Annotated in this window: 17 protein-coding genes, 3 tRNA genes and 7 pseudogenes; 12 read left to right on the top strand and 15 right to left on the bottom strand. The window is 68.7% G+C overall.

Features of this window, described 5'->3' with window-relative positions:
* Position 1 precedes the first annotated feature (1 nt).
* A pseudogene (locus tag AV541_RS13415) lies at positions 2-639 on the top strand (class I SAM-dependent methyltransferase).
* On the top strand, positions 630-1379 hold the full coding sequence (locus tag AV541_RS08290) for a methyltransferase domain-containing protein (protein ID WP_060384677.1): 750 nt from the start codon (positions 630-632) through the stop codon (positions 1377-1379). Before AV541_RS13415 ends, AV541_RS08290 begins: the two are co-directional and overlap by 10 nt.
* Before the next feature lie 71 nt (positions 1380-1450).
* On the opposite strand, the gene AV541_RS08285 is transcribed toward AV541_RS08290, so the two are convergent.
* A tRNA-Leu gene (locus tag AV541_RS08285) sits at positions 1451-1537 on the bottom strand.
* Positions 1516-2847: an apolipoprotein N-acyltransferase gene (lnt, locus tag AV541_RS08280; protein WP_082709666.1), complete on the bottom strand. Its 1332-nt coding sequence runs from the start codon at positions 2845-2847 to the stop codon at positions 1516-1518. The genes AV541_RS08285 and lnt overlap by 22 nt, the downstream gene beginning before the upstream one ends.
* A gap of 67 nt (positions 2848-2914) precedes the next feature.
* On the opposite strand from lnt, the pseudogene AV541_RS08275 reads away from it, so the two are divergent.
* A pseudogene (locus AV541_RS08275) lies at positions 2915-3618 on the top strand (metallophosphoesterase family protein).
* Here AV541_RS08275 and queG read toward each other — a convergent pair.
* The 3 genes from queG to AV541_RS08260 are packed head-to-tail and all read right to left on the bottom strand — an operon-like array spanning position 3526 to position 5254.
* Positions 3526-4659, bottom strand: a complete 1134-nt coding sequence (gene queG, locus AV541_RS08270; protein ID WP_060384676.1) for a tRNA epoxyqueuosine(34) reductase QueG — start codon at positions 4657-4659, stop codon at positions 3526-3528. The pseudogene AV541_RS08275 and the gene queG sit on opposite strands and share 93 nt — an antisense overlap.
* On the bottom strand, positions 4653-5045 hold the full coding sequence (locus AV541_RS08265; RefSeq protein ID WP_060384675.1) for a type II toxin-antitoxin system VapC family toxin: 393 nt from the start codon (positions 5043-5045) through the stop codon (positions 4653-4655). The genes queG and AV541_RS08265 overlap by 7 nt, the downstream gene beginning before the upstream one ends.
* Positions 5024-5254 carry a type II toxin-antitoxin system Phd/YefM family antitoxin gene (locus tag AV541_RS08260; protein ID WP_008631765.1) on the bottom strand — a complete coding sequence of 77 codons (231 nt, stop codon included), beginning with the start codon at positions 5252-5254 and terminating at the stop codon, positions 5024-5026. Before AV541_RS08260 ends, AV541_RS08265 begins: the two co-directional genes overlap by 22 nt.
* Positions 5255-5307: 53 nt before the next feature.
* On the opposite strand from AV541_RS08260, the pseudogene AV541_RS08255 reads away from it, so the two are divergent.
* The 5 genes and pseudogenes from AV541_RS08255 to AV541_RS08235 all read left to right on the top strand — a co-directional run bounded on the left by AV541_RS08255 (position 5308) and on the right by AV541_RS08235 (position 8575).
* A pseudogene (locus AV541_RS08255) lies at positions 5308-6304 on the top strand (homoserine dehydrogenase).
* Between the two features lie 4 nt (positions 6305-6308).
* Entirely contained in the window at positions 6309-6872 is a 564-nt protein-coding gene (locus AV541_RS08250; protein ID WP_060384674.1) for a Uma2 family endonuclease, read from the top strand.
* Between the two features lie 31 nt (positions 6873-6903).
* A pseudogene (gene thrC, locus AV541_RS08245) lies at positions 6904-7958 on the top strand (threonine synthase).
* A gap of 12 nt (positions 7959-7970) precedes the next feature.
* Positions 7971-8279 (top strand): hypothetical protein, encoded by a 309-nt coding sequence (locus AV541_RS08240; RefSeq protein ID WP_060384673.1) that lies wholly within the window; start codon positions 7971-7973, stop codon positions 8277-8279.
* Positions 8279-8575, top strand: coding sequence for a hypothetical protein (locus tag AV541_RS08235; protein ID WP_008631770.1), 297 nt, complete (start codon positions 8279-8281; stop codon positions 8573-8575). The genes AV541_RS08240 and AV541_RS08235 overlap by 1 nt, the downstream gene beginning before the upstream one ends.
* On the opposite strand, the gene AV541_RS08230 is transcribed toward AV541_RS08235, so the two are convergent.
* Both AV541_RS08230 and AV541_RS08225 read right to left on the bottom strand, forming a co-directional pair.
* On the bottom strand, positions 8548-8886 hold the full coding sequence (locus AV541_RS08230) for a hypothetical protein (protein WP_060384672.1): 339 nt from the start codon (positions 8884-8886) through the stop codon (positions 8548-8550). The two genes, AV541_RS08235 and AV541_RS08230, sit on opposite strands and share 28 nt — an antisense overlap.
* Positions 8879-10321 (bottom strand): ATP cone domain-containing protein, encoded by a 1443-nt coding sequence (locus AV541_RS08225; RefSeq protein WP_060384671.1) that lies wholly within the window; start codon positions 10319-10321, stop codon positions 8879-8881. Before AV541_RS08225 ends, AV541_RS08230 begins: the two co-directional genes overlap by 8 nt.
* A gap of 85 nt (positions 10322-10406) precedes the next feature.
* On the opposite strand from AV541_RS08225, the gene AV541_RS08220 reads away from it, so the two are divergent.
* The 3 genes from AV541_RS08220 to AV541_RS08210 all read left to right on the top strand — a co-directional run bounded on the left by AV541_RS08220 (position 10407) and on the right by AV541_RS08210 (position 10995).
* Positions 10407-10481: transfer RNA gene (locus tag AV541_RS08220), tRNA-Cys, on the top strand.
* 7 nt (positions 10482-10488) lie between these two features.
* Positions 10489-10565, top strand: a tRNA-Val gene (locus AV541_RS08215).
* A 40-nt stretch (positions 10566-10605) separates the two neighbouring features.
* Positions 10606-10995, top strand: coding sequence for an NADH-quinone oxidoreductase subunit 15 (locus AV541_RS08210; protein ID WP_008631775.1), 390 nt, complete (start codon positions 10606-10608; stop codon positions 10993-10995).
* A 121-nt stretch (positions 10996-11116) separates the two neighbouring features.
* Here the strand turns inward: AV541_RS08210 and AV541_RS08205 are convergent, their stop codons facing one another.
* From AV541_RS08205 to aceB, 8 genes and pseudogenes are all read right to left on the bottom strand, one after another.
* Positions 11117-11386: a PaaI family thioesterase gene (locus tag AV541_RS08205; protein ID WP_238529970.1), complete on the bottom strand. Its 270-nt coding sequence runs from the start codon at positions 11384-11386 to the stop codon at positions 11117-11119.
* 29 nt (positions 11387-11415) lie between these two features.
* Positions 11416-12534 carry a radical SAM family heme chaperone HemW gene (hemW, locus tag AV541_RS08200; protein WP_060384670.1) on the bottom strand — a complete coding sequence of 373 codons (1119 nt, stop codon included), beginning with the start codon at positions 12532-12534 and terminating at the stop codon, positions 11416-11418.
* Between the two features lie 5 nt (positions 12535-12539).
* Positions 12540-13759 (bottom strand): annotated as a pseudogene (locus AV541_RS08195) (glycerate kinase type-2 family protein).
* 32 nt (positions 13760-13791) lie between these two features.
* On the bottom strand, positions 13792-14052 hold the full coding sequence (locus tag AV541_RS08190) for a type II toxin-antitoxin system VapB family antitoxin (protein ID WP_014630035.1): 261 nt from the start codon (positions 14050-14052) through the stop codon (positions 13792-13794).
* Positions 14053-14084: 32 nt separating this feature from the next.
* Positions 14085-15341 carry a glycolate oxidase subunit GlcF gene (glcF, locus tag AV541_RS08185; RefSeq protein ID WP_060384669.1) on the bottom strand — a complete coding sequence of 419 codons (1257 nt, stop codon included), beginning with the start codon at positions 15339-15341 and terminating at the stop codon, positions 14085-14087.
* A gap of 4 nt (positions 15342-15345) precedes the next feature.
* Positions 15346-16388 (bottom strand): annotated as a pseudogene (locus AV541_RS08180) (FAD-binding protein).
* Positions 16375-17756: pseudogene (locus AV541_RS08175) on the bottom strand (FAD-linked oxidase C-terminal domain-containing protein). The pseudogenes AV541_RS08180 and AV541_RS08175 overlap by 14 nt, the downstream one beginning before the upstream one ends.
* A 71-nt stretch (positions 17757-17827) precedes the next feature.
* Positions 17828-19390, bottom strand: a complete 1563-nt coding sequence (aceB, locus tag AV541_RS08170) for a malate synthase A (protein WP_060384668.1) — start codon at positions 19388-19390, stop codon at positions 17828-17830.
* Between the two features lie 98 nt (positions 19391-19488).
* Here aceB and AV541_RS08165 point away from each other — a divergent pair, with 98 nt between their 5' ends.
* Positions 19489-20247, top strand: coding sequence for an IclR family transcriptional regulator (locus tag AV541_RS08165; protein WP_008631783.1), 759 nt, complete (start codon positions 19489-19491; stop codon positions 20245-20247).
* The last annotated feature ends 27 nt before the right edge of the window (positions 20248-20274 follow it).

The raw sequence follows: 20274 nt of genomic DNA, 5'->3' as shown, positions 1-20274 counted from the left end.
TGTGGACCCCTTCGCTTCTCTAGCCGAGGCCTACGAGGCCTGGTACGAGACCCCCTTGGGGGCCTACGTCATCGCCGAGGAGGAGAGGGCCCTGAAGGGGCTCCTTCCCCCGGGGGAAAGCCTCCTCGAGGTGGGCGCGGGGACCGGGTACTGGCTTAGGCGCCTTTCCTATCCCCAAAAGGTGGGGGTGGAGCCTTCCGAGGCCATGCTCGCCGTGGGGAGGAGGCGGGCGCCCGAGGCCACCTGGGTGCGGGCTTGGGGCGAGGCCCTGCCCTTCCCCGGGGAAAGCTTTGACGTGGTCCTCCTCTTCACCACCCTGGAGTTCGTGGAGGACGTGGAGCGGGTCCTCCTCGAGGCCCGGCGCGTCCTCCGTCCGGGCGGGGCCCTTGTGGTGGGGGTCCTCGAGGCCCTCTCCCCCTGGGCCGCCCTCTACCGGAGGATCGGGGAAAAGGGCGTCCTCCCCTGGGCCCGGGCCCGCTTCCTCGCCCGGGAGGACCTGAAGGCCCTCCTAGGGCCTCCTGAGGCGGAAGGGGAAGCGGTGTTTCTCGCCCCCGAGGCCAATCCCCCTACGAGGAGGCGGACCTTGCGGGAAGGCGCGCGGGGAACCGCCCCGCCCTATACTTGGGGAGATGGCGGTGAAGGCCCTTTTCGCCCTTTACCCCCTCCTCCAGGGGGACTACAGGGCGGTGGAGAAAGCCCTCCTGGCCCTGGAGGAAAGCGGGGCGAGCTACCGCGTCTTCCCCACCCACTCGGAGGTTTCCGGAAAGGAGGAAGAGGTCTTCCTCACCCTGCAAAGGGCCTTCCAGAAGGCGGCGGAGGAGGGGGCGTTGGTGATGTGGGCCCTTTTCACCAACGCCTGCGAGGCAGGGGACCCCTTCCGCAAGGAGGAAAGGCTTAGGCGCTTTCCTCCGGGGGAGATCGCTAGGAAGGCCCTGGAGGGCCTAAAGGCGAAAAGCGTCTTGGACATCGGCACCGGCACCGGGGTCTTCGCCGAGGCCTTCGCCGCCTTGGGCCTCTTCGTCGTGGGCCTGGACCCCAGGGCGGATCGCCTGGAGGTGGCCCGGGCCAAGGTGAAGGGGGCCCGGTTCGTGGAGGGGCGGGCCGAGGCCCTGCCCTTCCCCGACAGAAGCTTTGACCTCGCCTTCTTCGGCCTCGCCCTCCACCACCTGGACCCCGTTCCCGCCCTCCGGGAGGCCTCCCGGGTGGCCCGGCGCGTGGCCGTCTTGGAGTGGCCTTACCGGGAGGAGGAGGTGGGGCCGCCCCTTGGGCGGAGGTTCTCCTTGGAAGCCCTGGAGGGCCTCTTCCGGGAGGCTTTGGGAAGCCCGCCCCGCTTCTTGGTGGCGGAAGGCTACGTCCTCGCCCTTTGGGACAAGGAATAGCGCGGGGGCCCCGGGGCCTTCGCGCTGGCGCAAGCCCGCATCCAGAAAAAAAGGCCCCTTTCGGGGCCCCTTGGTGCCGGGGGCGGGACTCGAACCCGCACGTCCTTGCGGACAGCAGATTTTGAGTCTGCCGCGTCTACCGATTCCGCCACCCCGGCGGACGCACCCTAAGGATAAGGCCAAGGAGGAAGATGGTCAACGCCAGGCCCACCGCCCAGTCCCCAAAGCGGGCGTAAGGGGTGAGGCCCGTCCTTAGGGCGTAAGGGGCGAGGAGGAAGCCCTCTTGGTGTGGGGGGATTTCCGCCACCACCCGGCCGAAGGGGTCAACGCTTGCGGTGATCCCGTCGTTCCCGGCCCTGAGGAGCCAGCGCCCCGTCTCCACCGCCCTTAAGCGTCCCAGGGCGAAGTGTTGCCTGCCCCCGAAGGAAGGGCCGAACCAGGCGTCGTTGGTGAGGAGGACGAGGACCCTGGCCCCTTCCCGCGCCAGGCCCCGGGCCACCGAGGGGAAGACGGATTCATAGCAGATGAGGACGCCGTAGGGCCCGATGGGGGCCACCCGATCTCCGGGGAGGCGGTCGGTGAGGTCCCCAAGCCCCATGGCCCGGAAGAAGAAGGCGTAGACCCCCCCCAAGGCCTCCCGGAAGGGGAAGCGCTCCCCGAAGGGGACGAGGCGGGTCTTGTCGTAGTGGCCGAGGAGCTTGCCCTCCCGGTAGAGCACCGCCCGGTTGGGGCCATAGAGGTTGAGGCCGGTGAGGAGGGGGCGGCCTTGGAGGAGGGCCTCCGCCTCTTGGGGGATCCGCCAGACCGCGGTCTCGGGCCAGACCACGAGGTCCGCCTCGGGGTGGGCCCGAAGCCCCGCCTCGGTGAGCCTCAGGTAGACCGCCTCGTCCAGCTCCCCCTGGAACTTCCTTAAGGGGTTGATGTTCCCCTGGACCAAAAGGGCCTTGCCCTCGGGGTGCGCCTCGGGGAGGGGAAGGAGCCAGAGGAGGGCCCAAAGGAGGAGGACCCAAGGCCGCCTCGCCCGAAGGCCATAGGCCACGAGGAGGACGAGGAGGGAGAGGAGATAGACCCCGCCCCAGGCGGCGAGGATGCGGCCCGGGGCCTCCACCAGGGCGTAGCCCAGAAACCCCCAGGGGAAGGCGAGCTCGCCCTGTTCCGTGAGCCACTCCAGCACCACCCACCCCCCGATGCGCATGGGGGCATTGGGGGTGAGGGCGAAGAGGAGGCCAAAGCTCAAGGCCTTGACCAGGACCAGGGGCAAAAAGGGCAAGGCCCCCAAGGGGCCAAAGAGCTGGGCAAAGCTTTGGGGAAGCCAGATGAGGTGCAGGCTCCAAAACCCCAGGCCCATGAGGAAGCCCGTGCGGAACCCCCCGTGGAGGAGAAGGGCCAGGACCAGGGGGGCGAGGAACCCGAAGGGAAAGGGAGGCAGGGTGAGGGCCAGGAGGAGGCCGAGGAGAAGAGCCCGCACCCCTCCACCATATCCCCTCGAGGCCAGTTTTCACAGGCCTTGGCTGGCGGAATGGCAGAATGGGCCCATGCGCCTTGGGGTCCTCTCGGACCTTCACGCCAACCTCCCCGCCCTCGAGGCCGCCCTGGAGGTCCTACGGGCCGAGGGGGTGGACGAGGTTCTGGTCCTCGGGGACCTGGTGGGCTACGGGCCCCACCCTAGGCAGGTGATCCACAAGGTCTGGAAGGAAGGGCTTGCCGCCATCGCCGGGGCCTGGGACCTAAGGGTGGCCTACCCCTTCCCCGAGCCCCTGCCCGAGGGGGTGGGGAAGGCCACCCTGGAGTGGACGCGGGCGCAGCTTGGGGAGAAGGAGCTCGCCTACCTCCGCAGCCTCAGGCTCTCCCACCGCAGGGCCTACGGGGGGAGGCGCCTCGTGGCCTTCCACGGGATGCCGGGGGACCCCGAGGCCCGGCCCGACCTCCTGGGGGAGGCCAAGGCGTTCCTCGCCCTCCTGGAGCGCTACGGGGCGGAGGTTCTCCTCCTTGGGGGCGGCACCTGCCCCTAGCCAGGCGGGTGGGGGCGGGCCTCGTGGCCGACCCCGGGAGCGTGGGCCTAAGCCTCACCGGGGAGCACGGGGCGGACGTCATGGTGCTGGACACAGAGACCCTCGAGGCCCGCTTTCTCAAGGTGCCCTACGACCTAGGCCCCCTGCTCTTTGACCTCAGGGCCTGGGGCCTCCCTCCCGTCCTGGAGCAGGTGTACCGCTTCGGGCGCTTCCCCAAGAAGGGCTAGGGCCTCCTCGCGGAGCCCGGGGTCCTGGAGGAAGGGGTCCAGGGGCTTCCCCGTGAGGTGGAGGGCCCTCAGGGCGGTGCGCCGCACCAGGGGGTTCGGGTCCCGGGTCGCCTCCAGGAAGAGGGCCTCCCCCAGGCCCAGGTTGAAGAGGACGATGAGGGCGTTCCGGGCCATGCGGGCCCTTCCCGCCCGGAGGAAGGCGGTGCCTGCGTACTTCCTCTGAAAGGCCCGCCCCGAGAGGCGGAAGAAGTCCAGAAGGTCCGGGTGGGCGAGCTCGGGCTCGGGTCTTAAGGCCTTCCAGACCTTGCCAAACCTCTCCCAGGGGCAGGCCTCCCCGCAGAGGTCGCAGCCGAAAAGCCAGTCCCCGATCCCCGGCCAGAGGGAGGGAGGGATGGGGCCCTTGTGCTCAATAGTGAGGTAGCTCACGCACCGCCTGGCGTCCAGGGTGCCGTCCCCGAGGAGGGCTTCCGTGGGGCAGGCGGAAAGGCAGCGGGTACAGCGGCCGCAGCGGCTAGGGTGGAGGGGGGCGGGCTCCACCTCCAGGGAGGTGAGGAGGACGCCGATAAAGGCGTGGACCCCAAAGGCCTGGGAGAGGAAGTAGCCGCTCTTCCCGATCCAGCCCGCCCCGGAGAGAGCGGCGAGGGTGCGCTCGGGAAGGGGTCCGTGGTCCACGTAGCCCTTGGCCTCGAGGCCGAGGCCCCTCGCCACCTCCTCCAGGGCCTTCAGCGCCTCCCCCAGGACCAGGTGGTAGTCCCGCGTCCAGGCGTAGCGGGCGACCCGGCCCACCCGGAGGCCCCCTGGGGGGGTCCCGGGGTCGGGGTAGGCGTAGGGGGCGAAGAGGAGGAGGGCGCTTTTTGCCCAGGGGAAGCGCTTTCTCGGGTGGAAGCGCTCCGGGGCCTCGAGGTAGGCCATCCCCCCGTGGCGGCCCGCCTCTAGCCAGGCCCGGTGGCGGGCCTCGGCCTTTGGGGGCAGGTCCAGGGGGGCCCAGGCGAAGAGGAGGCCGAGCGCCCGCGCCCGTTCCTCCAGGAGGTCCTTCACCACAGGGTCTCCACGCCGAAGGTGTGGAAGGCGCGGTCGGTGGTGAGGAGGATGAGGCCTTCCACCAGGCTCTGGGCGGCCAGGATGCGGTCAAAGGGGTCCCGGTGGTCCCCGGGAAGCCTTCCCGCCAGGAGGGCGTGGGCAAGCCTTATGGGAAGCTCCTCGGCCCCCAGGCGGGAGAGGTGGCCTTCCAGGCCCTCCAAGATCGCCTCGGCGCCGGAAAGCTTCCCTAGGCGGTGCTTGGTGGCCATCTCCCAGGCGCTGGCTGAGGAGACGAGAAGGGGGGTGTCGGGGTCCTCCAAAAGCGCCCGGACCCTAGGGCTCAGCCGCTCGGGTTCCGTGAGGGCCCAGATGAGGACGTGGGTGTCTAGGAGGTAGCGCCTTCCCACAGGGCGAGCTCCTCCTCGGGAAGGGGTTCAAAGAAGCTCTCGGGTAGCCTCCCCGGGACAAACCCCAGGGGGCGCTTCCCCTTGCGGTAGGGGACGAGCCTGGCCACAGGGGTTTTGCCCCTCAGGATCACCACCTCCTCCCCCTCCTCCACGGCCTTGAGGAGGCGGGAGAGGTGGGTCTTGGCCTGGTGCACGGTGAAGGCCTTCACGGACTTAGCTTAGCGAGCTTAGCTAATAAAGCGCAAGGGGTATAATCCCCCCCATGGAGGCCTTGAAGATCGCCCTCTTGGGGGGCGGCACCGTGGGGAGCGCCTTCTACAACCTCGTGTTGGAGCGGGCGGAGGAGCTTTCCGCCTTCGGGGTCGTCCCCCGCTTCCTGGGCGTCTTGGTGCGGGACCCGAAGAAGCCCAGGGCCATCCCCCAGGAGCTCCTTCGCGCCGAGCCCTTTGACCTCCTGGAGGCCGATCTGGTGGTGGAGGCCATGGGGGGGGTGGAGGCCCCCTTGGGCTCGTCCTCCCCGCCCTCGAGGCCGGCATCCCCCTCATCACCGCCAACAAGGCCCTCCTCGCCGAGGCCTGGGACCGCTTGAGGCCCTTCGCCGAGGAGGGGCTCATCTACCACGAGGCGAGCGTCATGGCGGGCACCCCCGCCCTCTCCTTCCTGGAGACCCTGAGGGGAAGCGAGCTTCTGGAGCTCCACGGCATCCTGAACGGCACCACCCTCTACATCCTCCAGGAGATGGAGAAGGGCCGGACCTACGCCGAGGCGCTTCTTGAGGCCCAGCGCCTGGGCTACGCCGAGGCCGACCCCACCTTGGACGTGGAGGGGATAGACGCCGCTCACAAGCTCACCCTCCTCGCCCGGCTCCTCGTGGACCCCGGCTTCCCCTTCGCCGAGGTGGAGGCCCAAGGCATCGCCCACCTCACTCCAAAGGCCCTGCGGGAGGCCGAGGCCCGGGGGGAGCGGGTGCGCCTCGTGGCGAGCCTCTTCGGGGAAGGGGGGAGGTGGCGGGCGGCGGTGGCCCCAAGGCGCCTTCCCCAGGACCATCCCTTGGCGAGGGCCCGGGGAAACGCCCTCTGGGTCAGGGCCAGGCCTTTGGGGGAGGCCTTCGTCACGGGGCCTGGGGCGGGGGGCGGGGCCACGGCGAGCGGGCTTTTCGCCGACCTCCTCCGCTTCCTCTCCGGGGCCCTGGGGCACCTCCCCGCCCCCGGGCGAGGCCCCCTTTGGAGGAGGGAAGCCCCTGGCCGGGGGTAGAATGAGGGCGTGCCCCTTCTGGACCTTCTGCGCCCCGTGAGCGATGAGGAGCTCCGCGTCCTTTCCGAGAGAAACCCGGGCTGGCAGTTTGAGCGCTTGGCCGACGGGAGGCTCATCGTGTCCCCCACGGGCGGGGAAAGCGGGCGGATCCGCGCCGCCGTCCTAGGACAGCTTTACCGGTGGAACGAGGCGCGGGGCCTGGGGGTGGTCTTTGACGCCTCCACAGGGTTCAAACTCCCCGACGGCTCGGTCCTCGCCCCGGACGCCGCTTTCCTCCTGGGCGAGAGGTGGCAGGCCCTCTCCCAAGAGGCGCGGGAAGGGTTTCCTCCCCTGGCCCCGGACGCGGTGTTTGAGGTGCGCTCCAGAAGCCAGGGCCTCGAGGAGCTCCGGCAGAAGGCGGCCTGGTATCTGGCGAACGGGGTGCGCCTCGTGGTCCTCCTGGACCCTTACCTCCACCGGGTGGAGGTCTTCCGCCCGGGAGGGGTGGAGGGCCACCAGGGGCCGGAACGGGTGCCCTTAGACCCCGAGCTTCCCGGCTTCGTCCTGGAGACCCGGGGCCTTTTCCTCCCTTGACGGCGAGGCCCTAAGGCCGGAGCATGGGGCCATGCGGCCGCCCCTAATAGAGCGCTACCGGAACCTCCTCCCGGTCTCGGAGAAGACGCCGGTTATAAGCCTCCTGGAGGGCTCCACCCCCCTCATCCCCCTGAAGGGCCCGGAGGAGGCGCGGAAGAAGGGCATCCGCCTCTACGCCAAGTACGAGGGCTTAAACCCCACGGGAAGCTTCAAGGACCGGGGGATGACCCTCGCCGTCTCCAAGGCGGTGGAAGGGGGGCCCAGGCCGTGGCCTGCGCCAGCACCGGGAACACCGCCGCCTCCGCCGCCGCTTACGCCGCAAGGGCCGGGATTTTGGCCATCGTGGTTCTCCCCGCGGGGTACGTGGCCTTGGGCAAGGTGGCCCAGAGCCTGGTGCACGGGGCGAGGATCGTCCAGGTGGAGGGGAACTTTGACGACGCCCTGCGCCTCACCCAAAGGCTCACGGAGGCCTTCCCCGTGGCCCTGGTGAACTCCGTGAACCCCCACCGCCTGGAGGGCCAGAAGACCCTGGCCTTTGAGGTGGTGGACGAGCTCGGCGACGCCCCCCACTACCATGCCCTCCCCGTGGGGAACGCGGGGAACATCACCGCCCACTGGATGGGCTACAAGGCGTACCACGCCCTGGGCAAGGCCAGGAGGCTTCCCAAAATGCTCGGCTTCCAGGCGGCGGGGGCGGCCCCCTTGGTCCTGGGCCGCCCGGTGGAGCGCCCCGAGACCCTGGCCACCGCCATCCGCATCGGCAACCCGGCGAGCTGGGAGGGGGCCATCCGGGCCAAGGAGGAGTCGGGGGGGGGTATAGAGGCGGTGACGGACGAGGAGATCCTCTTTGCCTACCGCTATCTGGCGGCGGAAGAGGGGATCTTCTGCGAGCCCGCAAGCGCCGCCGCCATGGCGGGGGTCTTGAAGCTCCTAAGGGAAGACCGCCTGGAGCCGGAAAGCACCGTGGTCCTCACCCTCACCGGCCACGGCCTCAAGGACCCGGCCACCGCGGAGAAGGTGGCAAAGCTTGCCCCGCCGGTTCCCGCCACCCTCGAGGCCGTGGCCGCGGCCGCGGGGCTTTTGTGATAGCCTTGGGGCATGGCCGAGCGCGCCCGCAAGAAAGTCCCCGAGCCTTTTCCCGGGGCCTACTACCTGGCCGGGGCCATCACCGTCGCCCTGATGCTCCTCTTCCTGGCCCTGGGGGCGAGCCTGCCCCCGGGGGTGGCGGGGTTTCTCGTGGCCTTCGTCCTGGGCCTCACCGTGAGCCCCAGGTACGTGCCCTTCTTCCTCCTGGCCGGGGTCTTCTCGGCGGTCATGGGCTTTTTGGGGCGCGAGCCCCAGGTGGCCTGGGGGGGTGTGGCCCTAGCGCTCTCCCAGCTCCTGGTGAAGCGCTTCGTCAAGGACTGATGGACGCCAACCGCCTGGCGCAAGCCCTCTCCCTCCTGGGGGTGGCGGGCTACGCCTACTTCCTCTGGTTCCGCCCGAGCCAGGAGGGTATTGCCCTGGCCCTGGGCCTCGCCCTCGGGGGGGCGGCGGTGGCCTACGGGGAAAGGCCCTTCCTCGTTCCCCTCTTCGCCGTGCTCTACGGGGGGATTCTCTTCCTCCAGCTCTTCTACGGCCACCCCTGGGCCTTCCTCCTCGGGGGACTTTTGGGCGCCGGGCTTCCTTACGCCTTTTACCGCCTGCGGAAGCCTAGGAGGTAAAGGAGGAGACCGAGGCCGAGCCCTTCGGTGAGGCCGGGGAGGTAGGGGAGGAGTTCCCGCACCTGAAGCTTGACGTAGAGGAGTAGGGGCCAGGGAAGGAGGCTCCAGGCCAAGAGGGGCTCCCCGTAGCCCGCGGCGAGGAAGAGGCCCGCCCCGAGGCCCCGGAGGTAGGTGAGCAAGCCCGAACCCCACTCGTTCTGGTAGACGAACCAGAGGAGGTTGGCCCAAAACCCTAGGGCAAAGAGGGGGGCGAACTTCCTCAGGCGAAAGGCCACGGCGAGAAGGAGGGGGAAGAGGAGAGGCTCAAGCATGGGCCTCCTCCAGCCTCTGCCCCTGGGCCTCGAGGTAGGCCACCAGGACCTCCAAGGCCTTTTCAATCCCTTCGTCCAGGTCCTCCCCCGGGATTACGGGGATCCCCTCTTCCCGGGCCCAACGCAGGAGGTGGTTTTGGATGAGGCGGATCTCCTCAAAGTGCTGGAGGTAGCGCTCCTTGGGCCGGGCGTGCCCCGTCTCCCGGTCGCGGAGGAGGAAGCGGTCCCGGTGCAGGTTCTCATCCTGCACCGCCACGAGCATGGGGATGGTGAAGACCCGGTCCTGGTAGGGGTGCTGCAGGAAGCGGGGCACCACGTGGACCCCTTCCAAGACGATGGAGGTGCCCTCCAGGGCGCTCCTCTCCTGGATGGCCTTGAGGCCCACGGCCACCTTGGCCACCTGGTCTAAAAACCCCCGCATCACCTGGACCTCGTAGCTTTCCCCCTCGAGGCCGAGCCCGGGGGAGAGGGCGCGCCAGGCCTCAAAGGTGGAGAGGTGGAGGGTGGGGAGGAGGTCCTTGGAGAGGGAGGCGCGGAAGACCTCCCTGACGGCGTCCGAGGGGACGATGTGGGTGATGCCCAGGCGGTAGGCCAAGGCCGAGGCGAGGACGCTCTTGCCCACCCCCGTGACCCCCCCGATGAGGATGTGGACGGGCCGGGGTTGCTTGCGCAGGCTCCGCAGGATCAGGTAGCGGCGGGCCATTTCCTCCCCCGCCTCCCGCAGGAGGGCCTGGTGCACCCGCCGCCTCAGCTCGTCCCGGCGGATGACCTGGACGCCTTCCCGGTGGAGGGCCACCTCCATCTCCCGCGCGAGCCGGAAGGCCCGGTCGGGGGAGAGGCCGATGGCCATGAGGGACTGGGCCAGGATGCCTTTGGAAAAGGGGACCCTGGGCGCCCCCGGGGCCTCCTCCACGAAGAGCTCCCCGGCGTAGAGGAGGCGGGCCCGGTAGCGCTCCCCCGCCTCGGGGCCGTAGAGGCGCCGGGCCTCCTCGGCCACCACTTTTTCCAGCCGCTTGGCGGGGATGCGGCGGACGCCCTCCAGGCGGAGCCGCCTTTCCACGGCCTTGGCCAGCTCGTGCGCCTCCCTGAGGGAGAAGCCCGCGTCCTCGAGGCTCCGGGTGAGGAGGCCCTTGGAGAAGGGGCGTTGCTTTCGCCCCTCCACCACGAAGATCTCCTCAAAGGGGAGGGTCTGCTTGGCGAGGAGGCGGGCCTTTTCTGGCCCAAGCTCCCGCTCCACCTCCTCCAGGAAGATTCGCCTTAGGGTTCGGGGCGTCACCCCGCCCTTGCGCCTGAGCCGCTTAAGCCGCTCCTCCACCGTGTGGGCCAGGGCGTGGGCCACCTCCGTGGGGACCCCCAGGGGAAGGAGGGCCTCCACCAAAAGCCCCTTGGAAAGGGGCCAGCGTCCGCGGCGCAGGCGTACGAAGACCTCGTCCACTGGTGGGCATGATACCACTTTTTCCGCTGGCGACGGGTTTTTCTTGACACCCTTTGGGGCTTCGTGCTACCATACCTTACGGCTTGGCGCCGTAGCCAAGTGGTAAGGCAGAGGTCTGCAAAACCTCCATTCGCCGGTTCGAATCCGGCCGGCGCCTCCAAAAGCGCGGGCGCGTAGCTCAGGTGGCTAGAGCACTACCTTGACACGGTAGGGGTCGGTGGTTCAAGTCCACTCGCGCCCACCAAGGTGCCCCAGGGATCGCCCTGGGGCTTTATACTTGAGCCATGAGCGCGTCTTCCGAGCGCGAACTCTACGAGGCCTGGGTGGAGCTCCTCTCCTGGATGCGGGAGTACGCTCAAGCGAAGGGCGTGCGTTTTGAGAAGGAGGCGGACTTCCCCGACTTCATCTACCGCATGGAGCGTCCCTACGACCTCCCCACCACCATCATGACCGCCTCCCTTTCCGACGCCTTAGGGGAGCCCTTCCTTTTGGCCGATGTCTCTCCCCGCCACGCCAAACTAAAGCGGATCGGCCTCCGCCTGCCCCGGGCCCACATCCACCTCCACGCCCACTTTGAGCCGGGCAAAGGCCTGGTGACGGGGAAGATCCCCCTCACCAAGGAGCGCTTCTTCGCCCTGGCGGATAGGGCCCGGGAGGCCCTGGCCTTCGCCTAAACCTTGCTGATGGTCCCCTGGCCCAAGGCCACCAGGCGGCTTTCCCCGCCCTCTTCGCAATAGACCTCCCCCAGGACCACGGCGAGGCGCTTCCCAGCGTGGACCACCCGGCCTAGGGCCTTTAGCCTTTGGCGGGGCGGAGGAAGTTCACCTTGAACTCCACCGTAAGGACCTCCGCCCCCAGGACCGTTCCCCCGGCGAAGGTGAGGGCGTTGTCCAAAAGGGCGGTGATCACCCCGCCGTGGACCATCCCCAGGTGCTGGTAGAACTCGGGGCGGACCTCGAGGGCAAAGGCCCCCTCTCCCGGCTTGGCCGAAAGGAGCTCGGCCCCCAGGTGCTGGGTGAAGGGCTGGGCCTGGGCTACCTGCTGGGCGAGGGCTTTGAGGTCCATGGCCACCTCCTTTTGAACTCGGTCAAAGCTTAATCCCCAAAGGCCAGGGGGTCAAGGGCCTCCCAGAGGGCCAGGACCACCCGGTGGAGGAGGGGGAAGGCCTTGGGGGTGGGGAGAAGCCTTTTCCCCTGGACCCGGAGGAGGCCTTCTTGGGCCAGGCCCTGGGCCGCCTCCTGGAGGAGGGGGAAGAGGACGAGCCCCGTCCTCGCCTCCACAGTCCCCACGTCCACCCCTTCCCGAAGCCTTAGGCCCAGCATGAGGCTTTCCTTGGCGTGCTCTAGCGGGGAGATGGCTTCCTCCTTCGGGGGCTCCCCTCGGAGCCAGCGGGGAAGGGGCGGGGCCGTGCGCCTCAAGGCGTAGGCCCCCCCTTCCCCCGGGTACTGTCCGGTGGCCGCGGGGCCTAAGGCAAGCCAGAAACCGTTTCGCCAGTAGACAAGGTTGTGCCGGGCCTCCTCCCCTTCCCTGGCGAAGTTGGAGACCTCATAGCGAACAAGCCCCGCTTCCCCCAAAAGGGCCTCCGCCCGCTCCATGGCCCAGGCCTCCCGCTCAGGGTCTTCCCTTAGGCCCAGGAGGGCGAAGGGGGTGCCCTTTTCCACCTGGAGGGTGTAGGCGGAGACGTGCCCCACCCCTAGGCTTGCCGCTTCCTTTAGGTCCTTCTCCACGTCCTGCATGGGAAGGCCCAGGATCAGGTCTATGGAGACGCGAAAGCCCGCCTCCAGGGCCATCTCCACCGCCCTAAGCGCCCCCTTCCTCCCGTGGGCCCGCCCCAGGAACTTGAGGACCGGGTCCTGGAAGCTCTGCACCCCTAGGGAGAGGCGGTTCACCCCGAGGTCTTGGAGGAGCCGGAGGCGGCCAGGGGAGAGGGTCCCGGGGTTGGCCTCCAGGGTCACCTCGGCGCCCTCGGCGAGCGCCCAGGGAAGGCTTTGGAAGAGGGCCACAAGCTCCCGGTCCCTTAGGTAGCTCGGCGTCCCCCCACCCAGGTAGAGGGTGCGTAGGGGCTCGGGGAAGCGCTCGTGGAGGGCTTGGGCCTCTTCCTTCAGGCGCCTTAGGTAGGCCTCCACCCACCCCGGCCCCCGGCGGACCACGTGGAAGTCGCAGTAGGGGCAGAGGGTGGGGCAGAAGGGGACGTGGACGTAGAGGCTAGCCAACTTCCTCAGTCTACAAGGAGGAGGCGGAAATCGTTGAGGTTGGTCCCCGTGGGGCCGGTTTTAAGAAGGGTTCCCGCCTCCTGGAAGAAGCCGAGGCTGTCGTTTTCCTCCAGGAAGGGCCTGGGGTCTAGGCCCTTTTCCCACACCGCCGGGGTGAGGAGGGCCCCGGCGGCGCCGCTATTTCCGTCCAGGCCGTCGGAGTCTGCGGCGAGGGCGTAGAGGGGGGTTTTGAGGTGGGTGTAGAGGGCGAGGAGGAACTCCAGGTTCCGCCCGCCCCTTCCCCTCCCCACCACCCGCACCTGGGCCTCCCCCCGGAGAGGAGGAAGAGGGGCTTCCGGAAGGGCACCCCGTGGGCGCGGATGGCCTCTATGAGCTCGGCGTGGAAGCGGGCGAGGGCCCTGGCCTCCCCCCCGAAGCGGTCGGAGAGGACCACCGCCCGGAAGCCCTGGGCCCGCAAGAACCGCTGCGCCGCCCGGAGGAGGTGGAGGTTTGTCCCCACGAGGCGGAAGGAAAGCCGCCTTAGGGCGGGGTCTTGGGGCTTTAGGGTCTCGGGGAGCTCCCCCCTGGCTCCCCTTTCCAACACCCGCCGCGCCCCAGGAAAGGCGAGGCCGTAGCGGTCCAACAGGGCGAGGGCTTCGGCGTAGGTGGTGGGGTCCGGGTGGAAGGGCCCCGAGGCGATGACCGAGGGGTCGTTCCCCGGAACGTCGGAGAGGAGAAGGGCGTGGACCCGGGCCTGGGTGGCGAGGAGGGCCCTTCCCCCCTTGATCCGGGAGAGGTGCTTGCGCACGGCGTTCACCTCGTGGATGCTGGCCCCGCTCTTTAGGAGGGCCTCGGTGAGGGCCCGCTTCTCCTCCAGGGAGACCCCTAAGGGGGCGCACCACAGGGCGCTTCCCCCGCCCGAGACCAGGGCCAAGACCCGCGCCCTCGGGGAAAGGCCCTGGAGGAGGCTAAGGACCTCCTTGGCTGCCCGGACGCTCTCCTCGTCGGGGACGGGGTGGCGGGCGAGGACCGCCTTGAGCCCAGGGGCCTTTTGCCCCTTGGGCAGGGTGAGGTGGTAGGGGACCTCTCCGTAGCGGTCCAGGGCGGCCTTTAGCATGGGGGCCGCCGCCTTCCCCACCGCCAGGACGAGGTCCGGCCGCCAAGGGGGGAGGTGCCTTGCCGTGAGGCGGTAGGGGTCCGTGGCCTTCAGGGCCTCGAGGAAGGCTTCCTTCAGGAGGGCTTCCACGCCAGGTCCGTCCGGTCAAAGTCCCAGCACCATCAGTACCCCTCCTTGCCGTACCCCAGGATCTCTTCCTCCTCTTCCTTGGAGATCCCCTTCCCCAAAAGCTCCGGCGGGATTTGGGGCCAGACTTCCTCTTCCAGGAAGCGGATCACCCGGTCAAAGCTCTGCTTCCTCTGGAGTTCCCTAAGACGCATCTCCAGGGCCTTCCTCACCGCCTCCGTCTTGGTCTCCCCGGCGAGGCGGGCCACCTCCTCGGCCAGGCGCTCCACCTCCTTGTTGCGGATGGTGAGGGCCATGCTTTAAGCATGGCTGCAGGAAGATATGCACGTCAAGCCAGAGGGTCCTTTCCCTCGTAGAGGAGGGCCAGAAGCTCGGCGGTGTGAAGCACGGGGAGGTCCAGGTAGGCCTGGATCTGGGTGAGGCAGCCGATGTTCCCCGTGGCCACGAGGTCCGCCCCCGTGGCCTTGAGGTTTTCCGCCTTCCTCCTTCCCAGGGCCTCGGCGATCTCCGGCTGGAAGAGGTTGTAGGTCCCGGCGCTCCCGCAGCAGAGCTCCCACTCCCTGGGTTCCAAGACCTCGAGGCCCGCCGCCTTGAGAAGCCTTCTCGGGGCCTCCCTCACCCCCTGGGCGTGGGCCAGGTGGCAGGCGTCGTGGTAGGCCACCCGCAAGGGGCGCCTGGGGGGTGGGGGCGGGGTGAAGCCCAGCTCGTCCAGGAGCACGCTCAAGTCCTTCACCTTGGCGGCGAGGGCCTGGGCTTCCTCCTCCTCGGGCTCCCCCAGGAAGAGGAGGGGGTACTCCTTCATCCCCGAGCCGCACCCGGCGGCGTTGGTGACCACGTAGTCCACGTCCCGGAAGGCCTTCAGGTTCTTCCGGGCGAGGGCCCTCGCCCCCTCCTTGTCCCCGGCGTGGAGGTTTAGGGCGCCGCAGCAGGCCTGCTCCGGCACCGCCACCACCTCCACCCCGTTTTCCTGGAGGACCTGGATGGTGGCCTGGTTGATGGAGGGCCTCAAGACCCTCTGGGCGCACCCCAAAAGGAGCCCCACCCGCGCCCGCCTCTCCCCCTTGGCGGGGTAGACCTCCCCGTAGGGAGCCTCCTCGGGGAGGCGGTCCGGGAGGAGGGCGAGGGGGGCCTTCAGGGGCTTGGGGAGGGGGAGGGGCTTGAGGAGGGGCTTCAGGCGGGCGCCGAGCTTCGCCAGGGGCCGGAAGCGCTCCGGGTTGGGGAGGGTGCGGAGGAGGCCCAGGCGGAAGACCCTTTCCAAGGGGAAGCGGTGCCGCTTTTCCTCGCTCCACAGGCGAAAGGTGGCGATGAGCTCGCCGTAGGGGACGCCGCTTGGGCAGGCGGTGACGCAGGCCTGGCAGGCGAGGCAGCGGTCCAGGTAGGGGAGGGCTTCTTCCAGCTTGAGGTTTCCCTCCAAGACCTCCTTCATGAGGAAGATCCGCCCCCTGGGGGAGTCCATCTCCTCTTGGAGGACCAGGTAGGTGGGGCAGGTGGGGAGGCAGAAGCCGCAGTGGACGCAGGCCTCGATGGCGTGGGCCATCACCTCCCCCTCCTTGCCCAGCTTTTCTACGGGGATTTGGTGTTGCATGCTCTCACCCTAAGGGAAAGCGGCCTTTGGGGTCCAGGGCCTTCTTGACCCCGGCGAAGAAGGCCCCTTGGGGCTCGGGGAAGAGGGGCGTTTCCGCCCCCCTTAGCACCAGGTGGGGAAGCCCCGCCTCCCTTAGCGCCCTAAGGCCCTCCTCCGTGGTTCCGGCGTAGAGCACCTCCCCGCCGTCCAGGTAGCGCCTTGGGCCCAGGGGGAGGGCCTCGAGGCGGGGGATGAGGTGGGGCTTGGCGGGGACCTTGACCCAGATGGGGCTTCCTTCCAAAAAGCCGAGGTCCCGCACCGCCTCCCAGTGGGCCTCGTCCTCCGCCAAAACCTCCCCGTCCCCGAGGAGGTCTTGGAGGCGCTTCAAACGGGCCTCCACGCTCCTTTCAAACCCCCCGAGGCGAAGCTCCAAGGTGGCGGGGGGAACGAGGTCCAGGGCGAGGAGGTCTAGGGGGAGAAGCCTTAGCCTTTCCAGCTCGGCGAGGGCCTCCTCCAAGTTTTCCCGCCGCACCCTGAGGGTGCGCGTGGTCCGGGGCCTGGGGAAGATCTTGAAGGAAAGCTCCACCATGACCCCGAAGGCCCCCAAGGAGCCCACCATGAGGCGGTGGAAGGGGAAGCCCGCGGCGTTCTTCACCACCTTGCCCCCGCCCCGCACCACCCTTCCCTCCCCGTCCACGAAGCGCACCCCGAGGAGGAAGTCCCTCAGGCCCCCATAGCGGTGGCGCAAGGGGCCGGATAGCCCCGCGGCCACCGTTCCCCCAGGGTGGCCCCCTTCCCCGCGAGGGGCGGGTCAAAGGGCAGGTACTGGCCGTGGGCCCTTAGGGCCTCCTCCACCTCGGCGATGGGCGTCCCGGCGAAGGCGGTGAAGACGAACTCCTCGGGCTCGTACGCCAAAAGGCCCCGGAGGCGGGAGAGGTCCAAAAGGGCCTCCCCCTCTTTAGGGGTGGAGAGGGCGGGCTTCGTCCCCCCGCCTTGCGCCCGGAGCCGGGGGTAGGTCCGCACCGCTTCCTGGACTTCTTCCGGGCTTTCCGGCCTAAGCGTGGGCACCGGCCACCTCCGGCAGGACCTTGCCCCGGTTGGCGAGGCCCTTGGGGTCCAGGGCCTTTTTGACCCGTTCCATGGCCTCGAGGTCTTCCGGGGCGAACATCTCTGGCATGTAGCCCTTCTTCTCCACCCCGATGCCGTGCTCCCCCGTTAAGGACCCCCAAGGCGCACGCAAAGCTTCAGGATTTCTCCGGCCAGGGCCTCGGCCCGCTCCAGCTCCCCAGGGCGCTTCCCGTCGTAGAGGACCAGGGGGTGGAGGTTCCCGTCCCCGGCGTGGAAGACGTTGGCCACCCTAAGGCCGTATTCCCGGGAGAGGCGCTGGATCTCCCTTAGGGCCTCTCCCAGCTTGGAGCGGGGCACCACCCCGTCTTGCACCAGGTAGTCCGGGGAAAGCCGCCCCACGGCGCTAAAGGCCGCTTTCCTTCCCTTCCAGATGGCCTGGCGCTCGGCCTCGCTTCGCGCCACCCGGATTTCCAGGGCCCCGCTTTCCTTAAGGATCGCCTCCAGGACCTTAGCCTCCTCGGCCACCTCCTCCTTGGGGCCCTCCAGCTCCACGATGAGGAGCCCTTCCACCAGGGGGTAGCCTGCCTTCACCGCCTTCTCGGCGGCCTCTATGCTCAGGCGGTCCATGATCTCCATGGCCCCGGGGAGAAGCCCCTTGCGGATGATTAAGCTCACCGCCTCCCCCGCCTTCTCCAGGCTCTCGTAGGCGGCGAGGACCGTGTGGTAGGCCTCGGGTTTGGGGAGAAGCCTCAAGGTGATCTCCACCGCCACCCCCAAAAGCCCCTCCGTGCCCACGAAGAAGCCGTGGAGGTCGGGGCCCACGCCCTCCAGGCTCTCCCCCCCAAGGCGCACCACCTCCCCCGTGGGGGTGACCACCTCGAGGCCCAGGACGTGGTTCGCCGTCATCCCGTACTTCAGGCAGTGGGCCCCCCCGGAGTTGAAGGCCACGTTTCCCCCGATGGTGGAGACGGGCTGGCTGCTGGGGTCCGGGGCGTAGTAGAGGCCGAAGGGGGCCGCCTGCCGGGAGACCTCCAGGTTCACCACCCCGGGCTCCACCACGGCGATCCGGGCCTCGGGGTCTAGCCTCAGGATCCGGTTCATCCGGTTTAGGGCGAGGACGATCCCCCCCTCCACGGGCAAAGACCCCCCGCTTAGGCTCGTGCCGCTCCCCCGGGCCACGAAGGGGACGCTGTACTGGTGGCAAAGCCGCACCACCCCCACCACCTCCTCCTTCTTCTCGGGCAGGACCACCGCCAAGGGCCTTTTGCGGTAGGCGGTGAGGGCGTCGGACTCGTAGGGGGCAAGCTCCGCCTCCCTGGTGAGGACCCTTCCGGGAAGAAGGGCCTTGAGCGCCTCCAAAAACCCCACGCTTTCCCTCCTTTCCCCCTCACTTTAGGGCAAAAGGCGGGGGAGACCCCCCGTCTTCCCCTCCCTTGGCCCTAGTCAATGTAGTCGTAGGCCACCAGGGTCAGGAACTCAATGAACTCCTCGGAGAGGACGAGCTTGTCCAGGATCTCCTCCGCCTCCTTGTAGCGGCCCACCTCCCTACCCCCAAGCTTGGCGAGCTCTTCCTCCTTGACCTTTTGGTAAAGCTCAGGGGTGATGGTGCGGCCGTCTTCCAGCTTGGCCTCCCGGTGGACCCACTGCCAAAGCTGAGCCCGGCTGATCTCGGCGGTGGCGGCGTCCTCCATCAGGTTGAAGATGGCGGCGGCCCCGTTACCCAAAAGCCACTGGTTCAGGTACTGCAGGGCCACGGAGATGTTGTTCCTGAGGCCCGCCTCCGTCACCTTGCCGCCGGGGACCTCAAAGTTCAGGAGGTCTTGGGCGCTCACCTGGACGTCTTCCCGCTTCACGTGCTTCTGGTGGGGCTTGTCCCCCAGGTAGCGGTCAAAGACCTCTTGAGCCACGGGCACCAGGTCGGGGTGGGCCACCCAGGTGCCGTCAAAGCCCTGGGAGGCCTCCCTTTCCTTGTCGGCCCGCACCTGCTGGAAGGCCCGTTCGTTCACCGTGGGGTCCTTGCGGCTTGGGATGAAGGCGGCCATGCCCCCGATGGCGTGGGCCTCGTGGATGTGGCAGGACTTCACCAAAAGCTCGGTGTAGGCTTTCATGAAGGGCACGGTCATGGTCACCTGGGCCCGGTCGGGGAAGATGGGGGCGGTGGTGGCGAACTTCTTGATGCAGCTGAAGATATAGTCCCAGCGGCCGGCGTTGAGCCCGGCGGCGTGCTCCTTGAGCTCGTAGAGGATCTCCTCCATCTCAAAGGCCGCCAGGATGGTCTCGATGAGGACCGTGGCCCGGATGGTGCCCCGGGGGATCTTCAGGTAGTCCTGGGCGAAGTTGAAGACGTTGTTCCACAGGCGGGCCTCGAGGTGGCTTTCCATCTTGGGCAGGTAAAAGTAGGGCCCGCTTCCCCGCTTTAAGAGCTCGTGGGCGTTGTGGAAGAAGTAGAGGCCGAAGTCAAAGAGGCTTGCGGAGATGGGCTCCCCGTCCACGTAGACGTGCTTCTCCACCAGGTGCCAGCCCCTGGGACGGACCACCAGGGTGGCGGTCTTCTCCTTGAGCTTGTACGCCTTGCCCTCGGGGGAGACGAAGTCAATTTGGCGGCGGACAGCGTCAATGAGGTTTTTCTGCCCCTGGATGACGTTGTCCCAGGTGGGGGAGAGGGCGTCCTCAAAGTCCGCCATGAAGACCTTGGCCCCGGAGTTTAAGGCGTTGATGATCATCTTCCGGTCCACGGGGCCGGTGATCTCCACCCGGCGATCGTTGAGGTCGGCTGGGGCCTCGGCCACCTGCCAGTCCCCGCCCCGGACGAAGGCGGTCTCTTGGAGGAAGTCCGGCTTCTCCCCGGCCTTGTACCGCTCCCAAAGCTCCTTGCGCCGCTCCAGGAGGGCCTTGCGCACCGGGTTGAACTCCCGGTGCAGGGCCACCACGAACCTCAGGGCCTCCTCCGTCAGGACCTCCTTGAGGAGGGGGTGGTCTTTGCGGATCTCCACGCCCTTCATGGTGGTCCGAGCTTACGGGAGGCGGGGCGGGATTGTCAAGAAGCAAAAAGATTTTTTGCATCTTGAAAAACAGGGCCGCCCCCGTTACCCTAAGCGGCATGGCGCGTCCTCGGGAGAAGCCGCCCCAGGCGGTGAAGACCCTGGAAAGGGGGCTTCGGGTCCTCGAGGCCCTGGCCCAGGCGGGGGAGAGCCCCTTGGGCCCCTTGGCCGAGCGGGTAGGCCTCGCCAAGAGCACCCTCTACCGCCTCCTCAGGGCCCTGGCCCAGGCGGGTTTCGTGGAGGAGGAGGGCGGGGTCTACCGGGTGGGGCCCAAGGCCTTCGCCGTGGGCCAGGCCTACCCCAAGCGCTCGCTTTCCCAGGCGGCCCGCCCCGAGATGGAGGCCTTGGCCAAGGAGACGGGGGAGAGCGTAAACCTGGCGGTGCCCCTGGGGCGGGAGGCGTTGTACCTGGACCAGGTGGAGGGGACGAAGCTCGTCCGCCTCTTCACCGCCCCCGGCTCCCGGGCCCCCCTCCACGCCACGGGGGTGGGGAAGGTCTTCCTGGCCTACTTGGGGGTGCCCGAGGGGCTTCGCCTCACGCCCTACACCCCCCACACCCTCACCGGCCTTCCCGACCTCCTTCGGGAGCTTGAGGAGGTGCGCGGGCGGGGCTACGCCCTGGACAACGAGGAGAAGGAGCTCGGGGTGCGGTGTGTGGCCGCCCCCGTCTTCGGCCCCACGGGGGAGGTGGTGGCGGCCCTCTCCCTCTCCGCCCCCGCAAGCCGCCTCTCCCTGGAGGAGGCCCACCGCCTTGCCCCGCGGGTGGTGGAGGCGGCCCGGAGAGCTTCCCTGCGCCTCGGGTACACAGGCGAGGTATAATGTCTAGGGATAGAAGGGCTTAGCGGG

The organism is Thermus parvatiensis (genome assembly GCF_001535545.1).
In the GTDB taxonomy this organism is placed as follows: domain Bacteria; phylum Deinococcota; class Deinococci; order Deinococcales; family Thermaceae; genus Thermus; species Thermus parvatiensis.
The sequence above is the reverse complement of the archived record's forward strand: the minus strand, read 5'-3'. Positions and strand labels throughout refer to the sequence as shown.